Origin of the sequence: Bacteroides sp. OM05-10AA, assembly GCF_003439055.1 — a bacterium.
GTDB classification, from domain to species: domain Bacteria; phylum Bacteroidota; class Bacteroidia; order Bacteroidales; family Bacteroidaceae; genus Bacteroides; species Bacteroides intestinigallinarum.
In genome coordinates this window covers 30476-47150 of sequence record NZ_QSUR01000032.1, presented here as the reverse complement: position 1 = coordinate 47150, position 16675 = coordinate 30476, and the positions used below count along the sequence as shown (strand labels likewise).

Sequence of the window (16675 nt, the reverse complement as noted above, 5' to 3'; positions counted from 1 at the left end):
GTTATTATTTTCCAATCAATATATATTCTTGCCCTGCTTTGGTAGGCAGATCATAGAGGTAAGTTTCTGCAATTTCCACCTTATTCAGGTTTGCCTTTTCATTAATCAATGGTTCGGGAATAGTGGGAACAGCATAAAGAGGATTCGGATTTTCACCTTTGGCACGCTTCAGACCCTTGCCTGTTAATGGGTTGAGTGAACGTAAGCGACAGTTACCTCCCTTATGAGATTTCACAACCAGACGGCTTACTTTCCCGTTTTTCCAGCTCAAATCAAGCTCAAAACCTCCACGTGCAATAATTCCTTTGATAGAACCTTCCTGCCAGACGGTAGGAAGTGCAGGAAGCAAATAAATAAAACCATCGTAACTTTGCATCAACATTTCTGCAATACCTGCGGCACAACCGAAGTTTCCATCAATCTGGAATGGCGGATGCGCATCGAACAGGTTAGGGTAGGTGCCTCCTTTTTTCTTCTCATTGCGCACAAGAGTCAACTGATCTGTAATCAGTTTGTAAGCATGGTCACCATCAAGAAGGCGTGCCCAGAGGCAAACTTTCCATCCCATGCTCCATCCGGTCGACGGGTCTCCGCGATGAATCAGCGAAGTACGTGCTGCATCGAATAATTCAGGAGTACGATAAGGAGAAATCTGATTGCTGGGGAATAGTCCGTATAAATGAGAAATGTGGCGGTGTACATCCTTCGGGTCATCCCAGTCGAACATCCATTCCTGTAGTTGTCCCCAATGTCCTACTTGCATAGGAGCCATTTCTTTGAGACGTTGGGACAGATGAGTGGCAAATTCCTGATCTGTGTCCAGTATTTGAGAAGCAGATATAATTGCTGTCCAAAGATCGAAGACCAATTGGTTGTCCATGGTGCATCCGGAAGCTGTTGTGGCTTTTCCATTACTCCCCGAATGTACATTCTCCGGTGAATTACTGGGGCAGACTACCAACCAGTTGTGTACCGGCTCTTTCACCATGATTTCATCAAAGAAACGTCCGGACTCTTTCAGTATCGGGTAAACAGAACGCAGGAATTCAATATCTCCGGTGTATAGATAACGTTCCCAGAGATGTCGGCAAAGCCATGCACCACCACTGGGCCACATACCTGAAGGAGCTTTATCAACTGCCCCTGTGATGCGCCATATATCCGTGTTATGATGTAATACCCATCCGTTGGCTCCATACATAACCTTAGCCGTCTCTTTTCCTGTATCGCTAACCTCTTTTATCAAGCGGAATAACGGTTCATTCAACTCACTTAGATTCGTTACTTCCGAAGGCCAGTAGTTCATTTCCAAATTGATATTGCAAGTATATTTGCTGTCCCAGGAAGGGAATAATTTATCATTCCAGATTCCTTGCAGGTTGGCGGGCTGTCCTCCCGGTTGGGAAGAACAGATCAGCAGATAACGTCCGAATTGGAAATAAGTGGCAACTAGATGGGCATCATTGGTATTCTTGAAATTTTCCACACGCTTATCGGTTGGCACATTTGAATATTGGTCTTTTCCTAAATCGAGAGAAACGCGTGTCAGGTATTGCCGATAGAAATCAATGTGATTCTTCTTCGATTCGATGAATGGATGAACCATTGCTTTCTCCAAATAGTTCTTTGCCCGTTCTATCTGATTACCGGTGATGTCTTGATAATTATTGAAATTAGTTGCAATAGATACATAGACGATTGCTTCGTCGGCTTTCTCTACAGAAAGTATCCCATCGGCACAAGCTATTTCTCCACCTTTATTTTTAGCAGTCAATCTGCCTTGAAATTCCACTTTCCCTTTCAATCCCTCATGCAAGGAGGATACTCCTGAAAGAGTTACGCAGTTTCCTTCTTCAGAAGCGATCATTACGTCCTGGTGAGGCGAAGTCAGTTGAGCGTTAAATGTAATTTGTCCGGGACGATTGGCAGTCAGTCGCACCATTACTACCTGATCGGTAAATGAAGTAATCGTTTCGCGTTGATATTGCACTCCGTCTACTTCATAACGCACCATCACGCGGGCTGAATCCAGACTTAACTCCCGATAATAGTTGGAATAACGGGTATGACCGGGAAAGGCAATTCGCAAATCACCGAAACTTTGATATGGCATTCCGGAATTCGTCTTTGCCATCACCTTTTCTGTAGCGAGAGTCTGTGCTTCCAGGTATTTTCCGGCAAAAACAAGTTCACGCACTTTGGGAATATACTCCAGCGCGTCCGGATTAGCATTGTTATTGGGGCGTCCTGCCCAGATAGTTTCTTCGTTTAGTTGTATTTGTTCTGTCCCTGGTGTCCCATAAACCATGGCTCCCAGGCGTCCATTTCCCAAAGGTAGTGCTTCTGTCCATACCTGTGCCGGGCAGTCATACCATAGTTTATATTCTTGTGCAGACACATTTGTTTCCTGCGCATGAATGCAGCCCACAGACATCAGTACAAACAAATACCCGATTAATCTCTTTTTATTCATTTCCATCTAACTGCTTTTATACTTTTATAAAAGGACGTTTAATAGGGAATTTTGTACCCACTATGCAGGTATTAAGAAGTAGGAATGATTAAAAGTTATTTATTATTCTTTCAGTTGTCATACTTTGAAATATACTTCCTATATTTGTCAGTAGAATATTTAATAAGAAGAAATTATGAAAAGTTTTAATGTTACATCTATGCTAGTGGTGCTGATGTTCTTGTGCTTTACAGGAATACAGGCACAGACTGTTACTCCTAGTAAGAAATATATCACGAAAGAACTGAATAACGTGAGTAATTTCAGTTCAATCAGAGTTCTGGGTAGTCCCGACGTTGAGTATCGTCAGAGTAGTGATTCTAAAACAACAGTTTCTATATATGGCTCAGATAATCTGGTTGACCTGTTGGAAGTATCTACAGTAAATGGAGTGCTGCAGGTAAATATAAAGAAAGGCGTTAAGATTCTTAGCGGAGAACGCCGGTTGAAAGTGATTGCCTCTTCTCCTTCATTGGATGATGTAGATATTAAAGGATCGGCCGATGTATATCTGAAAGGTACCCTCAAAGGAGCTGATTTAAATCTGAATATAACAGGTTCCGGAGATATTGAAGCCGAAAATCTGCAATATACCAATCTTTCTGCTTTTGTAAAAGGTAGTGGAGATATTAACGTGAAGAATGTGAAGGCCACTACTGTAAAAACGATAGTTAGCGGTTCCGGCGATGTGGAAATGAAAGGTTCTACTCAAATGGCTATGCTGACTGTGAATGGTTCCGGCGATATCAGTGCCGACAAGTTGATTGCTACTAATGTAGTTGCTACCGTTTCAGGTTCCGGTGATATATCTTGTTACGCTTCCAAACAGTTGGACGCAAAAGCCAATGGCAGCGGAGATATTGAATATAAAGGAAATCCTTCTATTGTAAATAAGCAAGGCAAGAAAGACTCAATTTCCGGCAAGTAAGAAATTAGATCTTTGCAGAAAGCGGGTAAATATGTAACATAGCACATATTTACCCGCTTTTTTGCTATAAACAAACATAATACATGATAATTGGGGGATACATTCCTGGGAGAAGGGTGAAAACGAGTAGAAAAATAAGTTAGCAAACTTAAATACGGTTTTAAAGCCATTAAAATAGATGAATTCCGGCAACAAACAGATATGCTGATTGTTGTGACAATGAATCATTCATTTTTTTATTCACCTGAAAAAATACAGATTATGGCAAAGATTTCTCCCGATGAAGGAAAAAGTATAAAGATGGTAGAAAAGCAGGTAGATCCTTCTTTTAGTAACCTCAAAGAGTATCAGGCAAAAAGACAATTCAGTGAGACTCCCGAACCGATGGCGGATACCGTGGAAACTCCAAGCCGGATACCTGTTTTTGTTGTCCAAAAGCATGAAGCCAGTCATTTTCATTTCGATTTCCGTCTGGAAGTGGATGGAGTGTTGAAAAGCTGGGTAGTTCCTAAAGGCCCTTCCATGAACCCGAAAGATAAAAGACTGGCTATACAGGTAGAAGATCACCCTTTGAGTTACGCACATTTTGAGGGAGTTATACCGGAAGGCAACTATGGAGCAGGTACAGTGGAAATATGGGATAGTGGAACCTATGCTTATGTCGGTAATAATCGTAACATTTCCGCTGCCATTAAAAACGGGATACTTGAATTCAAATTACATGGTCATAAGCTCAAAGGCCTGTTTACCCTTATCCATACCAATATGGATGACCAAGACAGAGACTGGTTACTGATAAAGAAAGACGATGTATTTGCAGTCACGCATGTCTACGATGCGAAGAACATTCCATTGTATGATGAGGCATTCCTATGATATATATGTTCCTTATGATGAAATGATACTCACTTACATATATAATTTTCTAATTATATACGTAGCTTTATAATTCAATATACTCTATTGTTTTGATGATTCAATTAACTTTCATGATATTATGGCTGTGTTATTATGATAAAAATAATCAACTAAAGCGGACCGATTGGGTAAAATGGAGACTTGACAGTATAGCCTCTTAATATTTCGGTAACAAAAGATATTGTTACCATTTTTGATAGAAAACACCCATTGTTTTTGTTGGAAACCACCTCCTGTGTATACGTTGAAAAGTTTATACTTGCATCGGATTTTAAGCACGTTAAAAGATTATCAGGCGTGTTTTACTAAAGGTGTAAAATATTAATCAAATCCGATATTAGTATGAATGATTGTTACCTGAATTTATTAGTAAGCTTCCGAGCTTTATTCTCTGCAGATCCTGGAGCCAATTTAGTAAACAGCAAACAAACTATTGGCATCATTTTACCCGATTTGTCGTTGCTTGGATATGCGGTCCCTGTGGAAAGTTTCGGTATTGGACTGTTTGTGATTCTATTTGCGTATCTTATAATAGAATACAATGTGCAGTTATTATCGCATGAAAAATTTAAGATTGCCATGAACATGCTCCATACAGCACATACACCGTTAATATTGCTGCGGAATCAATTGGAAGAACTCAAAACTGGCAACCTCCCTGAACCTCTTTCCCAACAAGTGGAAGAAGCACTGGGATATGCCGAATGTATCATATATTGTAACCAGAATATTGCAACTCTCAATAAAGTAACTAAGAGAATTCCTCCTAAAACGTCAACGGTAAATTTGGAACTTTCCACTTATGTTACTTCCATTGTCAATCAATGCCGGGCTTATGCCAATTCCCGCCAGATACAGCTGACTGTTGGTGAATGTTCGGATTGTGTCAGTTGCAGGATAAACGAAAACATAATGACTGCAGCACTTCAGCACCTTATCAACAAGATGATTTTGATTTCCGAGTCAGGCTGTTGCATATCGATCAACGTAACCCACACAATGAATTCCTGGCAGTTGCAGATTAGCAATAATGAAATAGCCGGGCAAAGAACAGAGAAAATGTTCCCCTTTATTCCTATTATATTTCCTGTGTATGGATATAGTGATTTATGGACGGTAAGAAAAATCATCCGTCTGCATGGTGGAAAAATAACCGGATGCAGACATGGTAAAGCAGCTACTTTCCAAATCGTCATTCCGACAGACTGCCATTGCCTGAATCAGTCATGCCCGGTGTTGAGACATTCTTCTACAAAAACGAAGATGCCAACAAATGACTCCTGCGAGAATCCTAAGAGCAATAAACAAAATACTAAAACGAGAGAAACTTCCCATATCCTATTAGTAATGGCAGATAAGTTATTTAGTGATTATTTAAAGAAAACCTTATCACGCTATTTTCAGATCTCTGTTCTTGATAATCCGGAGCTGCTGATGGATACGGCTATCAGTCAAAATCCTGATGCTATCATTATTGACGACAATGTGAATGGAATAAGCGGAGATACACTTAGCACTCAAATTAAGGAAGATAAAACGATAGGATACATACCAATCATTCTTCTATTAAGAGCCTTTGATAACGAAAGCTATTTGTCACATTTGGGGAGTGGGGCAGACCGTCTGGGATTACGTACGGAAAGCATTTGTAAACTTAGGGCAGACATACGTATGCTTGTCGAAAACCGCATGGTCTTACGCGAACGGATCAGACTGTTTCTGTCAGATGCCATTTCTCCGATGATCCCCACAAAAGCTGAAATAGAAACAGAAAATGCCGATCGGAAATTTATGGATAAAGTCAATAAAATCCTGGAGAAAAATCTCTCTACTGATAAATATACAATAGATAAATTAAGCATTGATATAGGCATGAGCCGTACTGCTTTTTATAATAAGATAAGAGAGATTACCGGCAACCCTCCCGAAAACTATATCAATTCATTCAAAATGGACAAAGCACTTAAATTGCTGGCCTCCCAGCAGTACAGCATTTCGGATATTGCAGGTATACTGGGCTATTGTGATGCTAAATACTTTGGAAAGAAATTCAAAGACTTCTATCATGTATGTCCGTCTGATTATATAAAGAGTATTGTAGGATAAAAGAGTATAGAAAAAGAGGGTGTACAAGCACCCCCTTTTTCTATACCTTTTTACGCTTTTTCTCTTTGACTGCAAATCTTATTTTATACAGATACAATAAAGTCTGCTTTATTGTATCATAATACTTTTCCAATCCATAGATTCTTAATAATGTCAGTTCAAAGTCGATTCTATCCTTTTGTTCTAATTCCTTTTCAAGAGGTAATCTGTCTCTATTGAAAATAGGTTGAAATGCTTCTATGATTTCTTTCTTTTGCGCATCAGACAGTAACTCCGGATTGAGAACTTTGAAAGCCTTCTTGAACTTAGTTTCTCTAAGGTCAAGTGCTCCCAGTCCCCTGCCAAATCCGAAACTCTCAATGAAAAACATACTCAAAATATTATTCAGTAATGCAAGTAGGAAAATTTTGTTTTCATCTTTGTACTGTTCCTTTATTGAAAAGCCAATCATCCGTTGATCGAAGAAAGAACGTTTATCAAGCATGGCTATAAATAAACTTTTGTCGAAATTAATATTAACGACAAAATCTGCCATGTTTTTTGTGCTCATTTCATACCAAAACATATTTGGTTTACGTAAAGCTATAGGTAATAGCTTCTTATTTGTTTTATCCATTTGGTTTTCAAAAGATCTTATCCAATTCAGAGTCCCGGTATGATTTAAAGTTTCGAGTTCTTCGATACTTTTTGAACAACAGAAAGCCTGCGTCTGACTAGTTGCAATGAATGAAGGTGCTTTCTTTAAGTTTTTTAGAACAGGCTCAATATATTCATCTTCTATTCCGTGTCCTTTTGCAGGATAAAACATACGATTACAACCTCTTCTTTCTCCACGTATAAAATCGAAAAACTTTTTAGAGTCAATAAGCTTCTCGGCTATCGTAGGCAACCAATTCAAATTAGCAAAATATCCGGACCATGGGATTCCGATATTTTCCAATTGTTTGATTTCATTTATTGAATAGGATTGAATATTGACCCAATCAGACTCTTTATTAAGAATGATTTCACTACTTAATTTCTTAATATCTGCTATGTTTTCAAGTTTCTCTTTTAATGTACAGAAAGAAATTCTCCTGTTTAAATTTACCGGATCAGAAATCTCCCTCTTGGTTGCTATTAATAATGTGGTGACAACCTTTGCATTATTGAACCATCGTCCTTTTCCGGAAATAACAACACAGTCAATATTGAAATATTTTTGAATTAACTCTAAGAATATTTCTCCATAGTCTGTTCCAAGCCATGCATTAGAAAGTATTAGTCCAATTTTTCCATTGTCTGAGATAATGTCGTACAAGTAGAAAGGAATATATGCAAATATATCACTCTTTTTACTTAGTGTCTTTTTCGCTTTAGTCTGTTCCTTGATTAATTTATTGATTTCCTTTATATTCGGATTGAGCTTTTTGATCTCTTTCTCTCTTATAAAAGGAAGATTAGATATGACATAATCTACCTTAGGCAGTTGCTTTTCTACTTGATTTCCATTATTGGGATCTTTAAATACAATAGTTTGTCCTGCGTGCAACTCAATTACATCCGACCTGAAGATATGCAGAATTTTTCCAATATTGCCGGGATTGGATAAAGTCAGTGTTGATAGCTGGATGGGAAACGAATGTTTGTCCGAAGCCCAGATACTCTCAATAATTTGCTCTTGACCAATTTCATATTCTTCTTTAAGAGAATAAGCCTGCTTAATAATAGTTCCCGTTCCACAACAAGGGTCGAAGGTAATTCCACCTTTCTTATCTATTGTTAGCCTTGTTAATAAATCGGCTAGTTGAGGAGGAGTCGCAAATTGTCCGGCCACTTTTCTTTTGGCATAGGCGATGGACGATTGCAGTAAGTTTTGCAAGATTTGAATATCAACCCCTTCAATATTAAGGTTTGAAAGAAATACATTTAATTGAACTAGCTGCTTCCATGCATTATTAGATACTAATTCATTTGCGATATTATTCCCAAAAATATTCCAAAAATTACAGTGTTCCGAGATGTTGGCAATTATTTGCAGGGCTTCACTGACAGTTGTATCGAAAGTAATCGTTTCAATAATCTTTGCCTCATTGAAATGCCGTTTGATAATATTGCCAAAAATAATCTTGAAAAACCAGTCGGTCAATATAACCTTTGATAGAGTGGGTAGTTTATGCTTAACGTCTTTTTTAGCTTGCGAGCTAAATCCATATTCTGCTGCAGAAGAGAGCCACCAATTATCTATTTGCGCATCGAGTACTGCACTACTTTTTATATTCTCTTTTATGTTTTCTGCTGTCGAGTCTATATTTTCGAGAACGATATCGATTATTTTATCGATTGCCAATATCTCGGAAGATCCACTTTCTGTTATTTCTCCATGTTCGAAATAATCATTTAAATCTTTCAGGATGGTATGTAGAAGATCTTTCCAAAGATTCTCGTTTTCTTTTACCTCTGAACGCGAATGAAGGTCGATACTATCCCATGATTTCAAGATAGAATATGTATTCCCATTCTTAACATACAAAACTGCGCTTGTCACATTCCAGAGAATGAAACTATTATTGTGCAGAATCTCAGATTTTATCTTGGCGTTATTTATTAATTCTGTGTCGGTTATAGGAGTATCAGGCATTTTGAGTTCCCACCCCTGCAAAATGATCTTTTTAGCAGAGTCTTTGAAGATAAGCACATCCGGAAATAAACTCGATTTTTCATTTCTGATTGTATTCTCTCCTCCGGCACTTTTTACATGCCAACTTTTGTTAGCCAAGTAAAGATTGATTTCGCTAATGACATCAATGGCCCAACTTCTTTCATTATAGTTGATTTGTGGCATCCGTTTCTAAATAGTTTAAGGTGTGATATTTTGTGATTGGTTTTTTGAAAAGTTTGCGAGTCGATGGAGTCACTTCTTCTCTTTTTAGTGTTTCTGAAATCCTATCCATACAAATCTTGATATAGTCGGTAGGCTGTATTCTGTGCAATAATACATCTTCATTCTTTTCTATTCCGATAAATCTTCTGTTTTCCAGAATGGCCGATAGCAGGAAACTGCCGCTTCCGCAAGCATTATCCAGAATGATATCCCCCGGGTTAGAGAATGTTCTGATTAAATATCTACCCAATTCAACAGGCTTTTGTGTCGGATGATAAACTTCTCCTTCCGATTCAGCCGTTTTCACATATACAAAGTCGTCATGATTCTCCTCAAAGAATACCACATCATTGGGATAACGTTCGCCATCACTTTTTACATGCTGTGGCTTGAACTCTCCATAACTACCTGTAAATTGATCTTTTCTGACCCCCTTATCATACGCTTCCCCTTTAGTCATTTGCGGATTGTATACCGGCTGTTTTTTATAGAAAACACAAACATCTTCGTGCTTACGAAGCGGTTGTTTTTTGGCATTTAAAAAGTTGGTCGGTTTTGATTTGATCCAGGTAATCTTGTATTTGAATAATTTCTCCTTGCTTAAAATCAATTTGGCTGTAAAAATACCTTGTGCGGTTAAAACGATCGCCCCATTGTCTTTAATAATACGTTCGTATTCAGCCCAAAGAGCCTGCAAATCAATCACGGAATCCCATTTATTTTGTGTAGTACCATACGGTAAATCACAAAGTATCATATCTATGGATTTATCAGGAATGGATGGCAATATGTTCAGACAGTCGCCCTGAATGACTTTGTTTACAAAAGGTTTGATGTCTTTCTGCTGTTTTTTCTTTTTTTGTATGACTCCTTCTAACAATCGTTTATCTTCCTCTTTTATATCTTTGGATGTAGAACCCATGGTTTGCATATTAAATATTTAAATTGTCATTTTCTGTCAAAAGTAGAAATAATAGGATTATCTCCCAAATTTATTATATGAAATAATCTGTTATTTGTACCAATAAGCTTTTTGAAGTTTATCACATGATGATTCTCTGAATAGAATCCTTAGTCCATTGCTGAATGTTTCATTAATAAATACAGCATCAGCAGGACATTCCTTTTCGCATTTACCACACATAATACAATTCATTTCATCAACAGGAAGAGGTGTTTTTGCATTATCTTTTAAGGTAAACACATTCATCGGACAGCTTTTCATACACTTTCCACACGCTATACATCTGCTTGTGTTTAATAAAACTACATTTCCAACCACCTCATTAGTCCCGTCAGAGAGAAGAGGTAAACCTTCATAAGTCAATAGCGGAGTATATGTTTTTTTAAAAGCTGATAGTGGGTGAGCCTTTTTTCTCATTTGTAATGCGAATAGGGTCGATTTAAACAAATCGTTGCTATTCGGCCTGTTCTTATTATATCCATTCATTCCGACCCACGGACCGGTGCGGTCAAAGCCAACACATGAAAACTCACCCAATAAAATCCCATCTTTTTGAGCTATCAATGATTTTAGCTTTTTATGGTAACTGCCTAATATGGGCCTGCATCTGGTTGAAAAGATGAATATCTTTTTTCTTGCTATATCCAGTTCTTCTACGAGGGAAATGATCTCTTTATTATGCGAAGCGAAATTGATACCTGACCCCAATCCAATTAAATCATAAGACGAAATATCAGATTCGGTCACTTCCTTCGGGCATTTGACCGTAGCTTTAAGTTCTTGTGCCATTGCTTTAGCTACTTTCATTGTATTGCCAAGATAGGTTGATGAAACTATAATCAGTGTTTTCATTTTTTTATTGTTATTATTGTTTCGGGAGTGCCCGGAGCACCTTGTACACCTTTATACTGAATAAATTGACCGGACGACAAATCTATATAATAATCACATCCGAAGAATTTCGCTAACAAACCTGTCAAATGAACATTAATTCGTTGTTCACGAATTCCATTATGAACAACCACTTCTTTTCCATCTGCCTGCATCTCATATAGTTTTAAATTGTCAGGGCGTATACACTCAAATTTGAAAGTAGATTTCTCTTTAATAGAGTGCCCTATGTTGAAACCTATATTCTGAAACCAGGGAACTCCATTGGAACTATATGTTTTGGAGTATGATTTAGATTTTAATATACCATCAATCTTATAAGTCCCATTTTTCAATACAACTCTGATATTTGTATTTTTATCTTGATTGGAATATTCCCATGAAATAGTATGATAATCCGGGGTCATCACATATTTGTTAATTTCATTTCCTTGAGTTGTTTTTAGATATATGAGATTATTCTCTCTACTCTTATTCCAAATAATCGTTGCTTTACTGTCACCACAAGAATATTTATACTCTATTGTCTGGGAATGAACTTGATAAAATGACAGTAGCGTTAGCGTGAATATGATTATTAATTTTTTCATCGATTAAATTTTTCAAATAACATATCAATATAATCACAAAGCGTATTTTCGTATATTGTCCATGAAGTATCACTCGAAAAATCAATGCCATTAAATAGGGGATATTCTAAGGTACTTAATACTATATAATTTATAGAAGCTATCAAAAGAGTAATATACATGCTTATATTCAAATCTTTCGTATCAACTTTCTGCTCCAGTATTTTTTGCAGCTTATGACCATTCTCTTCACGCAAATCTCGAATAGCTTTAAATTTTAACCCACCGGACAACTCCCATAAAAGAAGCTCTTGATGCATCTTATTCTCTCTTATAAAATGGAGTTGTGCCAGTAGAATTTCCTTGGTGATTTGTTTTAAGTTGGTCTCATTAACGGTTTCTATTCTATTGATAAAAGTATCATAAGCCTGGATATAGAAATCATGCTTCTTTGCCCAAACGGCAATTAATCCGTCTAAGCCTCCGAAGTATCTATATATTAATACTTTATCACACCCTGCTGTTCTCGCGATTTTATTGATTCCCATTTTAGAGAATCCCTCTTCAGTAATGATTGTGCTTACTGCCTCTATCAACTGTGTTTCACTTCTTTTTAATTCCATCATTTTACTATTAGTCACTAGTTGGTGACAAAAGTAAGTCACCAATCGGTGACAACCAAATAATTAGTCTTATTTTTTTAGTAACAGCCTTACTATATCACATGATATATGGCTAATACTAGCTATTGTTATTAAAAGATATGAAAAAGCATGGGCTTGGCAGGAATAAGAGTGTGGGAATCTGTTTTATATAAAAATACATAAATACAAGAGAGAGTATGGAAAATATGAAGACGTTTTTACCGGAGGCAGACCTTGCGAAATTGAGGCTTGTACTCGAAATAAAGGATGCCTATAACCATGGGACAATTTCTCTTGAGGAAGCCCGAAAGATGCTTAAAGAGAAAGTCGTGACTTTAAAACCGTATGAGATAGCTTTGGCGGAGCAGGAACTGAAGGAAGTACAGGATGATGAGTGCCGTAAGGAAGACATTCAGCGTATGCTGGAACTTTTTGATGGCATTATGGATACGTCGCGTCCAGATTTGCCGCCCGACCATCCCATCATGTGTTATTATCGTGAAAATGACGAGTTGCGCAAAATCCTGTCCTCAATTGAAGAATTGGCACAATATCCGCTTATCAAGAATCAGTGGCTGGAACTTTATGATAAACTGACTCCCTATCGACTACATCTGTCCCGTAAGCAGAATCAGTTGTACCCTGTTCTTGAGAAGAAAGGCTTCGATCGTCCTACGACCACTATGTGGCTGCTCGATGATTTTGTTCGTGACGAGATAAGAGATGCGCGCATCTTATTGGAGAATGACAGTGATGATGAGTTTATGGCATGCCAGCAGACAATCGTCTACGATATAAGAGATCTGATGGAGAAAGAAGAAACCGTATTGTATCCTACTTCGCTCGTCATGATTTCCCCGGAAGAGTTTGAAGAAATGAAATCCGGCGACCGTGAAATCGGATTTGCCTGGATTGGAGAAGATCTGCAACAGAAACCGTCATCAACACCCGCAGAAAAAGAAAAAGGAGAAATGCCGGGATTTGCAGCGGAACTGGCCGGACTGCTGAACAAGTATGGTTATGGCAGGGGAGGAGGAGATGAACTGCTGGATGTGGCTACGGGGCGGCTGTCACTGGAACAAATCAATCTTATATACCGCCATCTACCCGTTGACCTTTCTTATGTTGACGAAAATGAACTGGTATGTTTCTATTCCGATACGAAACACCGTGTTTTTCCCCGCAGTAAGAATGTGATCGGGCGTAATGTCAAGAACTGCCATCCCCGCAGTAGTGTACATGTGGTGGAGGACATCATAGCAAAGTTCAGAAGTGGTGAACAAGACCACGCGGAATTCTGGATTAACAAGCCTGGGTTCTTCGTGTATATCTATTACGTGGCTGTAAGAGATGAAAACGGAAAATTCCGGGGCATACTTGAAATGATGCAAGACTGTACGCATATCAGAAGTCTGGAAGGTTCCCGTACACTACTTACTTGGGATGACACTAACACCCCTGCCCAGACGGAGCCATCCTCAGCCGAAAAGCCTGGAGAGGAATCTGCGAAAATAGAAATCACTTCAGCCACTCTTTTAAAAGACTTGTTGGCGGCATATCCTCTTCTGAAAGACAGAATGGAAGAAATCAGTCCTAAGTTCAAGTTGCTCAAGTCGCCTTTGGCACGAGTTATACTGCCTAAAGCCACCATCAAAATGATGAGCGAGAGAACCGGCATACCGTTGGAAGTCCTGATTGAGTCATTGAAATCCCAAATAGAGGAACTCTCCCGATAGCGAGTGACCTTTCTGCATTTTATATAGAATTCCCGCAATTACTTCTTTCTGACAGGAATTGCGGGAATTTGTATGGAATTATTTCTGTATTCTACCTGTTCTTTCATATCTATATCGTATCTTTGTAAGAGTTCTGAAACTTTGAATATAAAGATAACTACGCTTATGTTACAGAAAACATTCTTAGCACGTTGCGACAATAGGGCTTGTTTAGCTAAAACAAATGTAATAAGTGGCTCACCAGAGGATTGGCTGTCCAATGATTTATTATCAGGGTCTAATACGTTTGGGTTGACTTTCGATTTCTTCATTGATTGGGCGATCAATCGGATTTCCCCTTATGTCTGGATTAAAAGAATACTATTGCCTACCTATACTTATGATGAATTTATTGGTAAGTTGGATTCTGAAATGGAAAAAGAATTTGGCAAAGATTATCTATGCAGACTAGGACGGTTCGCAACAGAATATGATATGCAAGTTCAATTTATTGTATTCCATGATGAATTGGATTGGGCTAATAACAGAAGTGAACTGATAATTGTCTCTTTATCCTTCAAGGAAGGGTATTATAGCTTTTCTCCTCAAAAATATAGCTTGTCAGAATTTAAAGAGCTGATAAAGTTTCATTCCGGAGGTCCTGTTTCAATAGGTTCCAAAGGACTTATCTATGGTACCTCAAGGTTAGAATGCAGTTTGTCTAAGACAGATAGTTTATATCCGGGTGATGCAGACCTTCTACTTTTGAATGAAGATAATAAAGCGGTTTGCATTCTTGAATTCAAGAAACACACATTATCCAGTCCTGTCTCGGAGCAATGTTTCACAAACTATTATCCACGTCCTGACGGGCGCAAGTATAAACGCTTGGCCTTATTAAGAGATTATTTGGCTTCTAAATCCAATAGTCGTATTTCATTTTTTGTTCTTTATTACCCAACTCAAACATATATTGAGCAACAATGGAAATTGGAGGTAATAGAAGGTAATGCCTTTAGTTTGCGAGCAACTGATAGTTTTATCTTTGAATTACCTGCCGATAAATCAGATAATGAATACAAAAAGGTTATTGAGAAAATATCTCAGGTGATTGCTGCTCGCAGTTAGACAGATATTTACAACTACGAATGCAGATAATTCCAGATATTGACATATTATGCACATATCTTTGAATCTTGTATAATTGTTAAATTAGAGATTAAATCTCAAATAAATTCTTGTTTTATCGCTTTCTTTTGTTACTTTGCGACATTAATATAGAAAAAATAGAATATTTATGGTAACATTGTTGCAATTTACAGTAGGAAATTACCGTTCTTTTCATCAAGCAAGAACATTTTCAATGGTACCCAGCAGTATACAAGATAATCCCAAAGAATGTGTGGTAGCAGAAGGGCATTATAGATACTTGACGGCTGCTGCTGTATATGGGGCAAACTCCAGTGGAAAGAGTAATTTAGTGATGGCATTAGCTACCATGAAAAGAATGGTTTTAAATTCAGTAAAGCTGAATGACCATGACTTTCTGTTTTATGATCCATTCCTTTTGGCGGAAGATTCCGGAAATCAACCGACCCATTTTGAAATCGTATATTTAGATGCGGATGAGACTCGTGTAAGGTATGGCTTTGATTATACATTGCGACAAATAGAGCGCGAGTGGTTGTTTATCAGTAAAAAGAATAAGAAAGAATTGCCTTATTTCGTACGTGATGAAGAAGGTATTGGCGTTGATGAAATGCTTTTTGCAGAAGGTATAGGTTTGGAAGAACGAACAAATGACAATCGTTTGTTCCTGTCATTGGTAGCACAGCTTGGTGGAACTATCAGCAAAAATGTTTTGGATTTTTTTAATTCCGGATACAATGTTATATCTGGATTGAATAGCCAAGGTTATGAGGGCTTGACGGAAAGACAATTTCTGAATAAAGAAGCAGAATCAGTTGATGCTTTACAATTTTTCAAAGATTTGCAGCTAGGTTTCATCGATATAGAAACCGATGAGCATGAGATAGAAAAAGGTAGAAAAGCGATAGATGTTTTTACTGTGCATAATATATATAATAAAGATGGAGAAATAACAGGTAAACAACGTTTTCGTTTTGATTATTGTGAATCACAAGGTACACAGAAACTTTTCGAACTGGCAGGACCGTTGTTTGAAGCTTTACGTCATGGTCGGTTGTTGGTGATGGATGAATTGGATGCTAAAATGCACCCATTGATTTCTCAACATATAATCAAACTGTTCAGTAGTGAAAAGACAAATCAGCATCATGCACAACTCTTGTTTACTACACATGATACCAATCTACTTTCTTCGCATTTGTTACGTCGTGATCAAATATGGTTTACAGAGAAAGATAAGGCTGAATCTACAGATCTGTACAGTTTGATGCATATAGTGTTACCTGACGGAACGAAGCCGAGAGGAGATGGTAATCTTGAACGTAATTATATAAAAGGACGTTATGGTGCCGTTCCTTATTTAAGTACTATTGAATAATCTTTTGTAACTATGGGAAAGAAGAAGAAACTTTCATC

General features: G+C 37.8%; 12 protein-coding genes. 6 read left to right on the top strand and 6 right to left on the bottom strand.

The features are described from left to right. Positions 1–4: 4 nt before the first annotated feature. Positions 5–2473, bottom strand: a complete 2469-nt coding sequence (locus tag DXB58_RS21095; RefSeq protein WP_199487997.1) for a glycoside hydrolase N-terminal domain-containing protein — start codon at positions 2471–2473, stop codon at positions 5–7. Between the two features lie 175 nt (positions 2474–2648). Here DXB58_RS21095 and DXB58_RS21090 point away from each other — a divergent pair, with 175 nt between their 5' ends. The 3 genes from DXB58_RS21090 (at position 2649) to DXB58_RS21080 (ending at position 6464) form a co-directional block, all read left to right on the top strand. Next, on the top strand, positions 2649–3440 hold the full coding sequence (locus DXB58_RS21090; RefSeq protein ID WP_122138167.1) for a head GIN domain-containing protein: 792 nt from the start codon (positions 2649–2651) through the stop codon (positions 3438–3440). A 261-nt stretch (positions 3441–3701) separates the two neighbouring features. Beyond that, positions 3702–4316 (top strand): DNA polymerase ligase N-terminal domain-containing protein, encoded by a 615-nt coding sequence (locus tag DXB58_RS21085; RefSeq protein ID WP_122138181.1) that lies wholly within the window; start codon positions 3702–3704, stop codon positions 4314–4316. A 384-nt stretch (positions 4317–4700) separates the two neighbouring features. Beyond that, positions 4701–6464: a helix-turn-helix domain-containing protein gene (locus tag DXB58_RS21080; protein ID WP_122138166.1), complete on the top strand. Its 1764-nt coding sequence runs from the start codon at positions 4701–4703 to the stop codon at positions 6462–6464. 40 nt (positions 6465–6504) lie between these two features. Here the strand turns inward: DXB58_RS21080 and DXB58_RS21075 are convergent, their stop codons facing one another. The 5 genes from DXB58_RS21075 to DXB58_RS21055 all read right to left on the bottom strand — a co-directional run bounded on the left by DXB58_RS21075 (position 6505) and on the right by DXB58_RS21055 (position 12377). Continuing rightward, positions 6505–9288 (bottom strand): N-6 DNA methylase, encoded by a 2784-nt coding sequence (locus tag DXB58_RS21075; RefSeq protein ID WP_122138165.1) that lies wholly within the window; start codon positions 9286–9288, stop codon positions 6505–6507. Then, complete coding sequence (locus tag DXB58_RS21070; RefSeq protein WP_122138164.1) at positions 9269–10258, bottom strand: site-specific DNA-methyltransferase; 990 nt, start codon at positions 10256–10258, stop codon at positions 9269–9271. Before DXB58_RS21070 ends, DXB58_RS21075 begins: the two co-directional genes overlap by 20 nt. 81 nt (positions 10259–10339) lie before the next feature. Continuing rightward, on the bottom strand, positions 10340–11143 hold the full coding sequence (locus DXB58_RS21065) for a 4Fe-4S binding protein (protein WP_122138163.1): 804 nt from the start codon (positions 11141–11143) through the stop codon (positions 10340–10342). Then, complete coding sequence (locus DXB58_RS21060) at positions 11140–11772, bottom strand: hypothetical protein (protein ID WP_122138162.1); 633 nt, start codon at positions 11770–11772, stop codon at positions 11140–11142. Before DXB58_RS21060 ends, DXB58_RS21065 begins: the two co-directional genes overlap by 4 nt. After that, positions 11769–12377: a TetR/AcrR family transcriptional regulator gene (locus tag DXB58_RS21055; protein WP_233527341.1), complete on the bottom strand. Its 609-nt coding sequence runs from the start codon at positions 12375–12377 to the stop codon at positions 11769–11771. The genes DXB58_RS21060 and DXB58_RS21055 overlap by 4 nt, the downstream gene beginning before the upstream one ends. A gap of 215 nt (positions 12378–12592) precedes the next feature. On the opposite strand from DXB58_RS21055, the gene DXB58_RS21050 reads away from it, so the two are divergent. From DXB58_RS21050 to DXB58_RS21040, 3 genes are all read left to right on the top strand, one after another. After that, positions 12593–14131 carry a PAS domain-containing protein gene (locus tag DXB58_RS21050; protein ID WP_122138160.1) on the top strand — a complete coding sequence of 513 codons (1539 nt, stop codon included), beginning with the start codon at positions 12593–12595 and terminating at the stop codon, positions 14129–14131. A gap of 165 nt (positions 14132–14296) precedes the next feature. Beyond that, positions 14297–15238 (top strand): hypothetical protein, encoded by a 942-nt coding sequence (locus DXB58_RS21045; protein WP_122138159.1) that lies wholly within the window; start codon positions 14297–14299, stop codon positions 15236–15238. Between the two features lie 169 nt (positions 15239–15407). Further along, positions 15408–16637 (top strand): ATP/GTP-binding protein, encoded by a 1230-nt coding sequence (locus DXB58_RS21040; protein WP_122138158.1) that lies wholly within the window; start codon positions 15408–15410, stop codon positions 16635–16637. Positions 16638–16675 lie beyond the last annotated feature (38 nt).

Coding starts and splice junctions, on each gene's coding strand:
- DXB58_RS21040 (WP_122138158.1), top strand. CDS start 15,408: ATGGTAACATTGTTGCAATTTACAGTAGGAAATTACCGTTCTTTTCAT.
- DXB58_RS21080 (WP_122138166.1), top strand. CDS start 4,701: ATGAATGATTGTTACCTGAATTTATTAGTAAGCTTCCGAGCTTTATTC.
- DXB58_RS21060 (WP_122138162.1), bottom strand. CDS start 11,772: ATGAAAAAATTAATAATCATATTCACGCTAACGCTACTGTCATTTTAT.
- DXB58_RS21055 (WP_233527341.1), bottom strand. CDS start 12,377: ATGATGGAATTAAAAAGAAGTGAAACACAGTTGATAGAGGCAGTAAGC.
- DXB58_RS21090 (WP_122138167.1), top strand. CDS start 2,649: ATGAAAAGTTTTAATGTTACATCTATGCTAGTGGTGCTGATGTTCTTG.
- DXB58_RS21045 (WP_122138159.1), top strand. CDS start 14,297: ATGTTACAGAAAACATTCTTAGCACGTTGCGACAATAGGGCTTGTTTA.
- DXB58_RS21075 (WP_122138165.1), bottom strand. CDS start 9,288: ATGCCACAAATCAACTATAATGAAAGAAGTTGGGCCATTGATGTCATT.
- DXB58_RS21095 (WP_199487997.1), bottom strand. CDS start 2,473: ATGAATAAAAAGAGATTAATCGGGTATTTGTTTGTACTGATGTCTGTG.
- DXB58_RS21065 (WP_122138163.1), bottom strand. CDS start 11,143: ATGAAAACACTGATTATAGTTTCATCAACCTATCTTGGCAATACAATG.
- DXB58_RS21070 (WP_122138164.1), bottom strand. CDS start 10,258: ATGCAAACCATGGGTTCTACATCCAAAGATATAAAAGAGGAAGATAAA.
- DXB58_RS21050 (WP_122138160.1), top strand. CDS start 12,593: ATGGAAAATATGAAGACGTTTTTACCGGAGGCAGACCTTGCGAAATTG.
- DXB58_RS21085 (WP_122138181.1), top strand. CDS start 3,702: ATGGCAAAGATTTCTCCCGATGAAGGAAAAAGTATAAAGATGGTAGAA.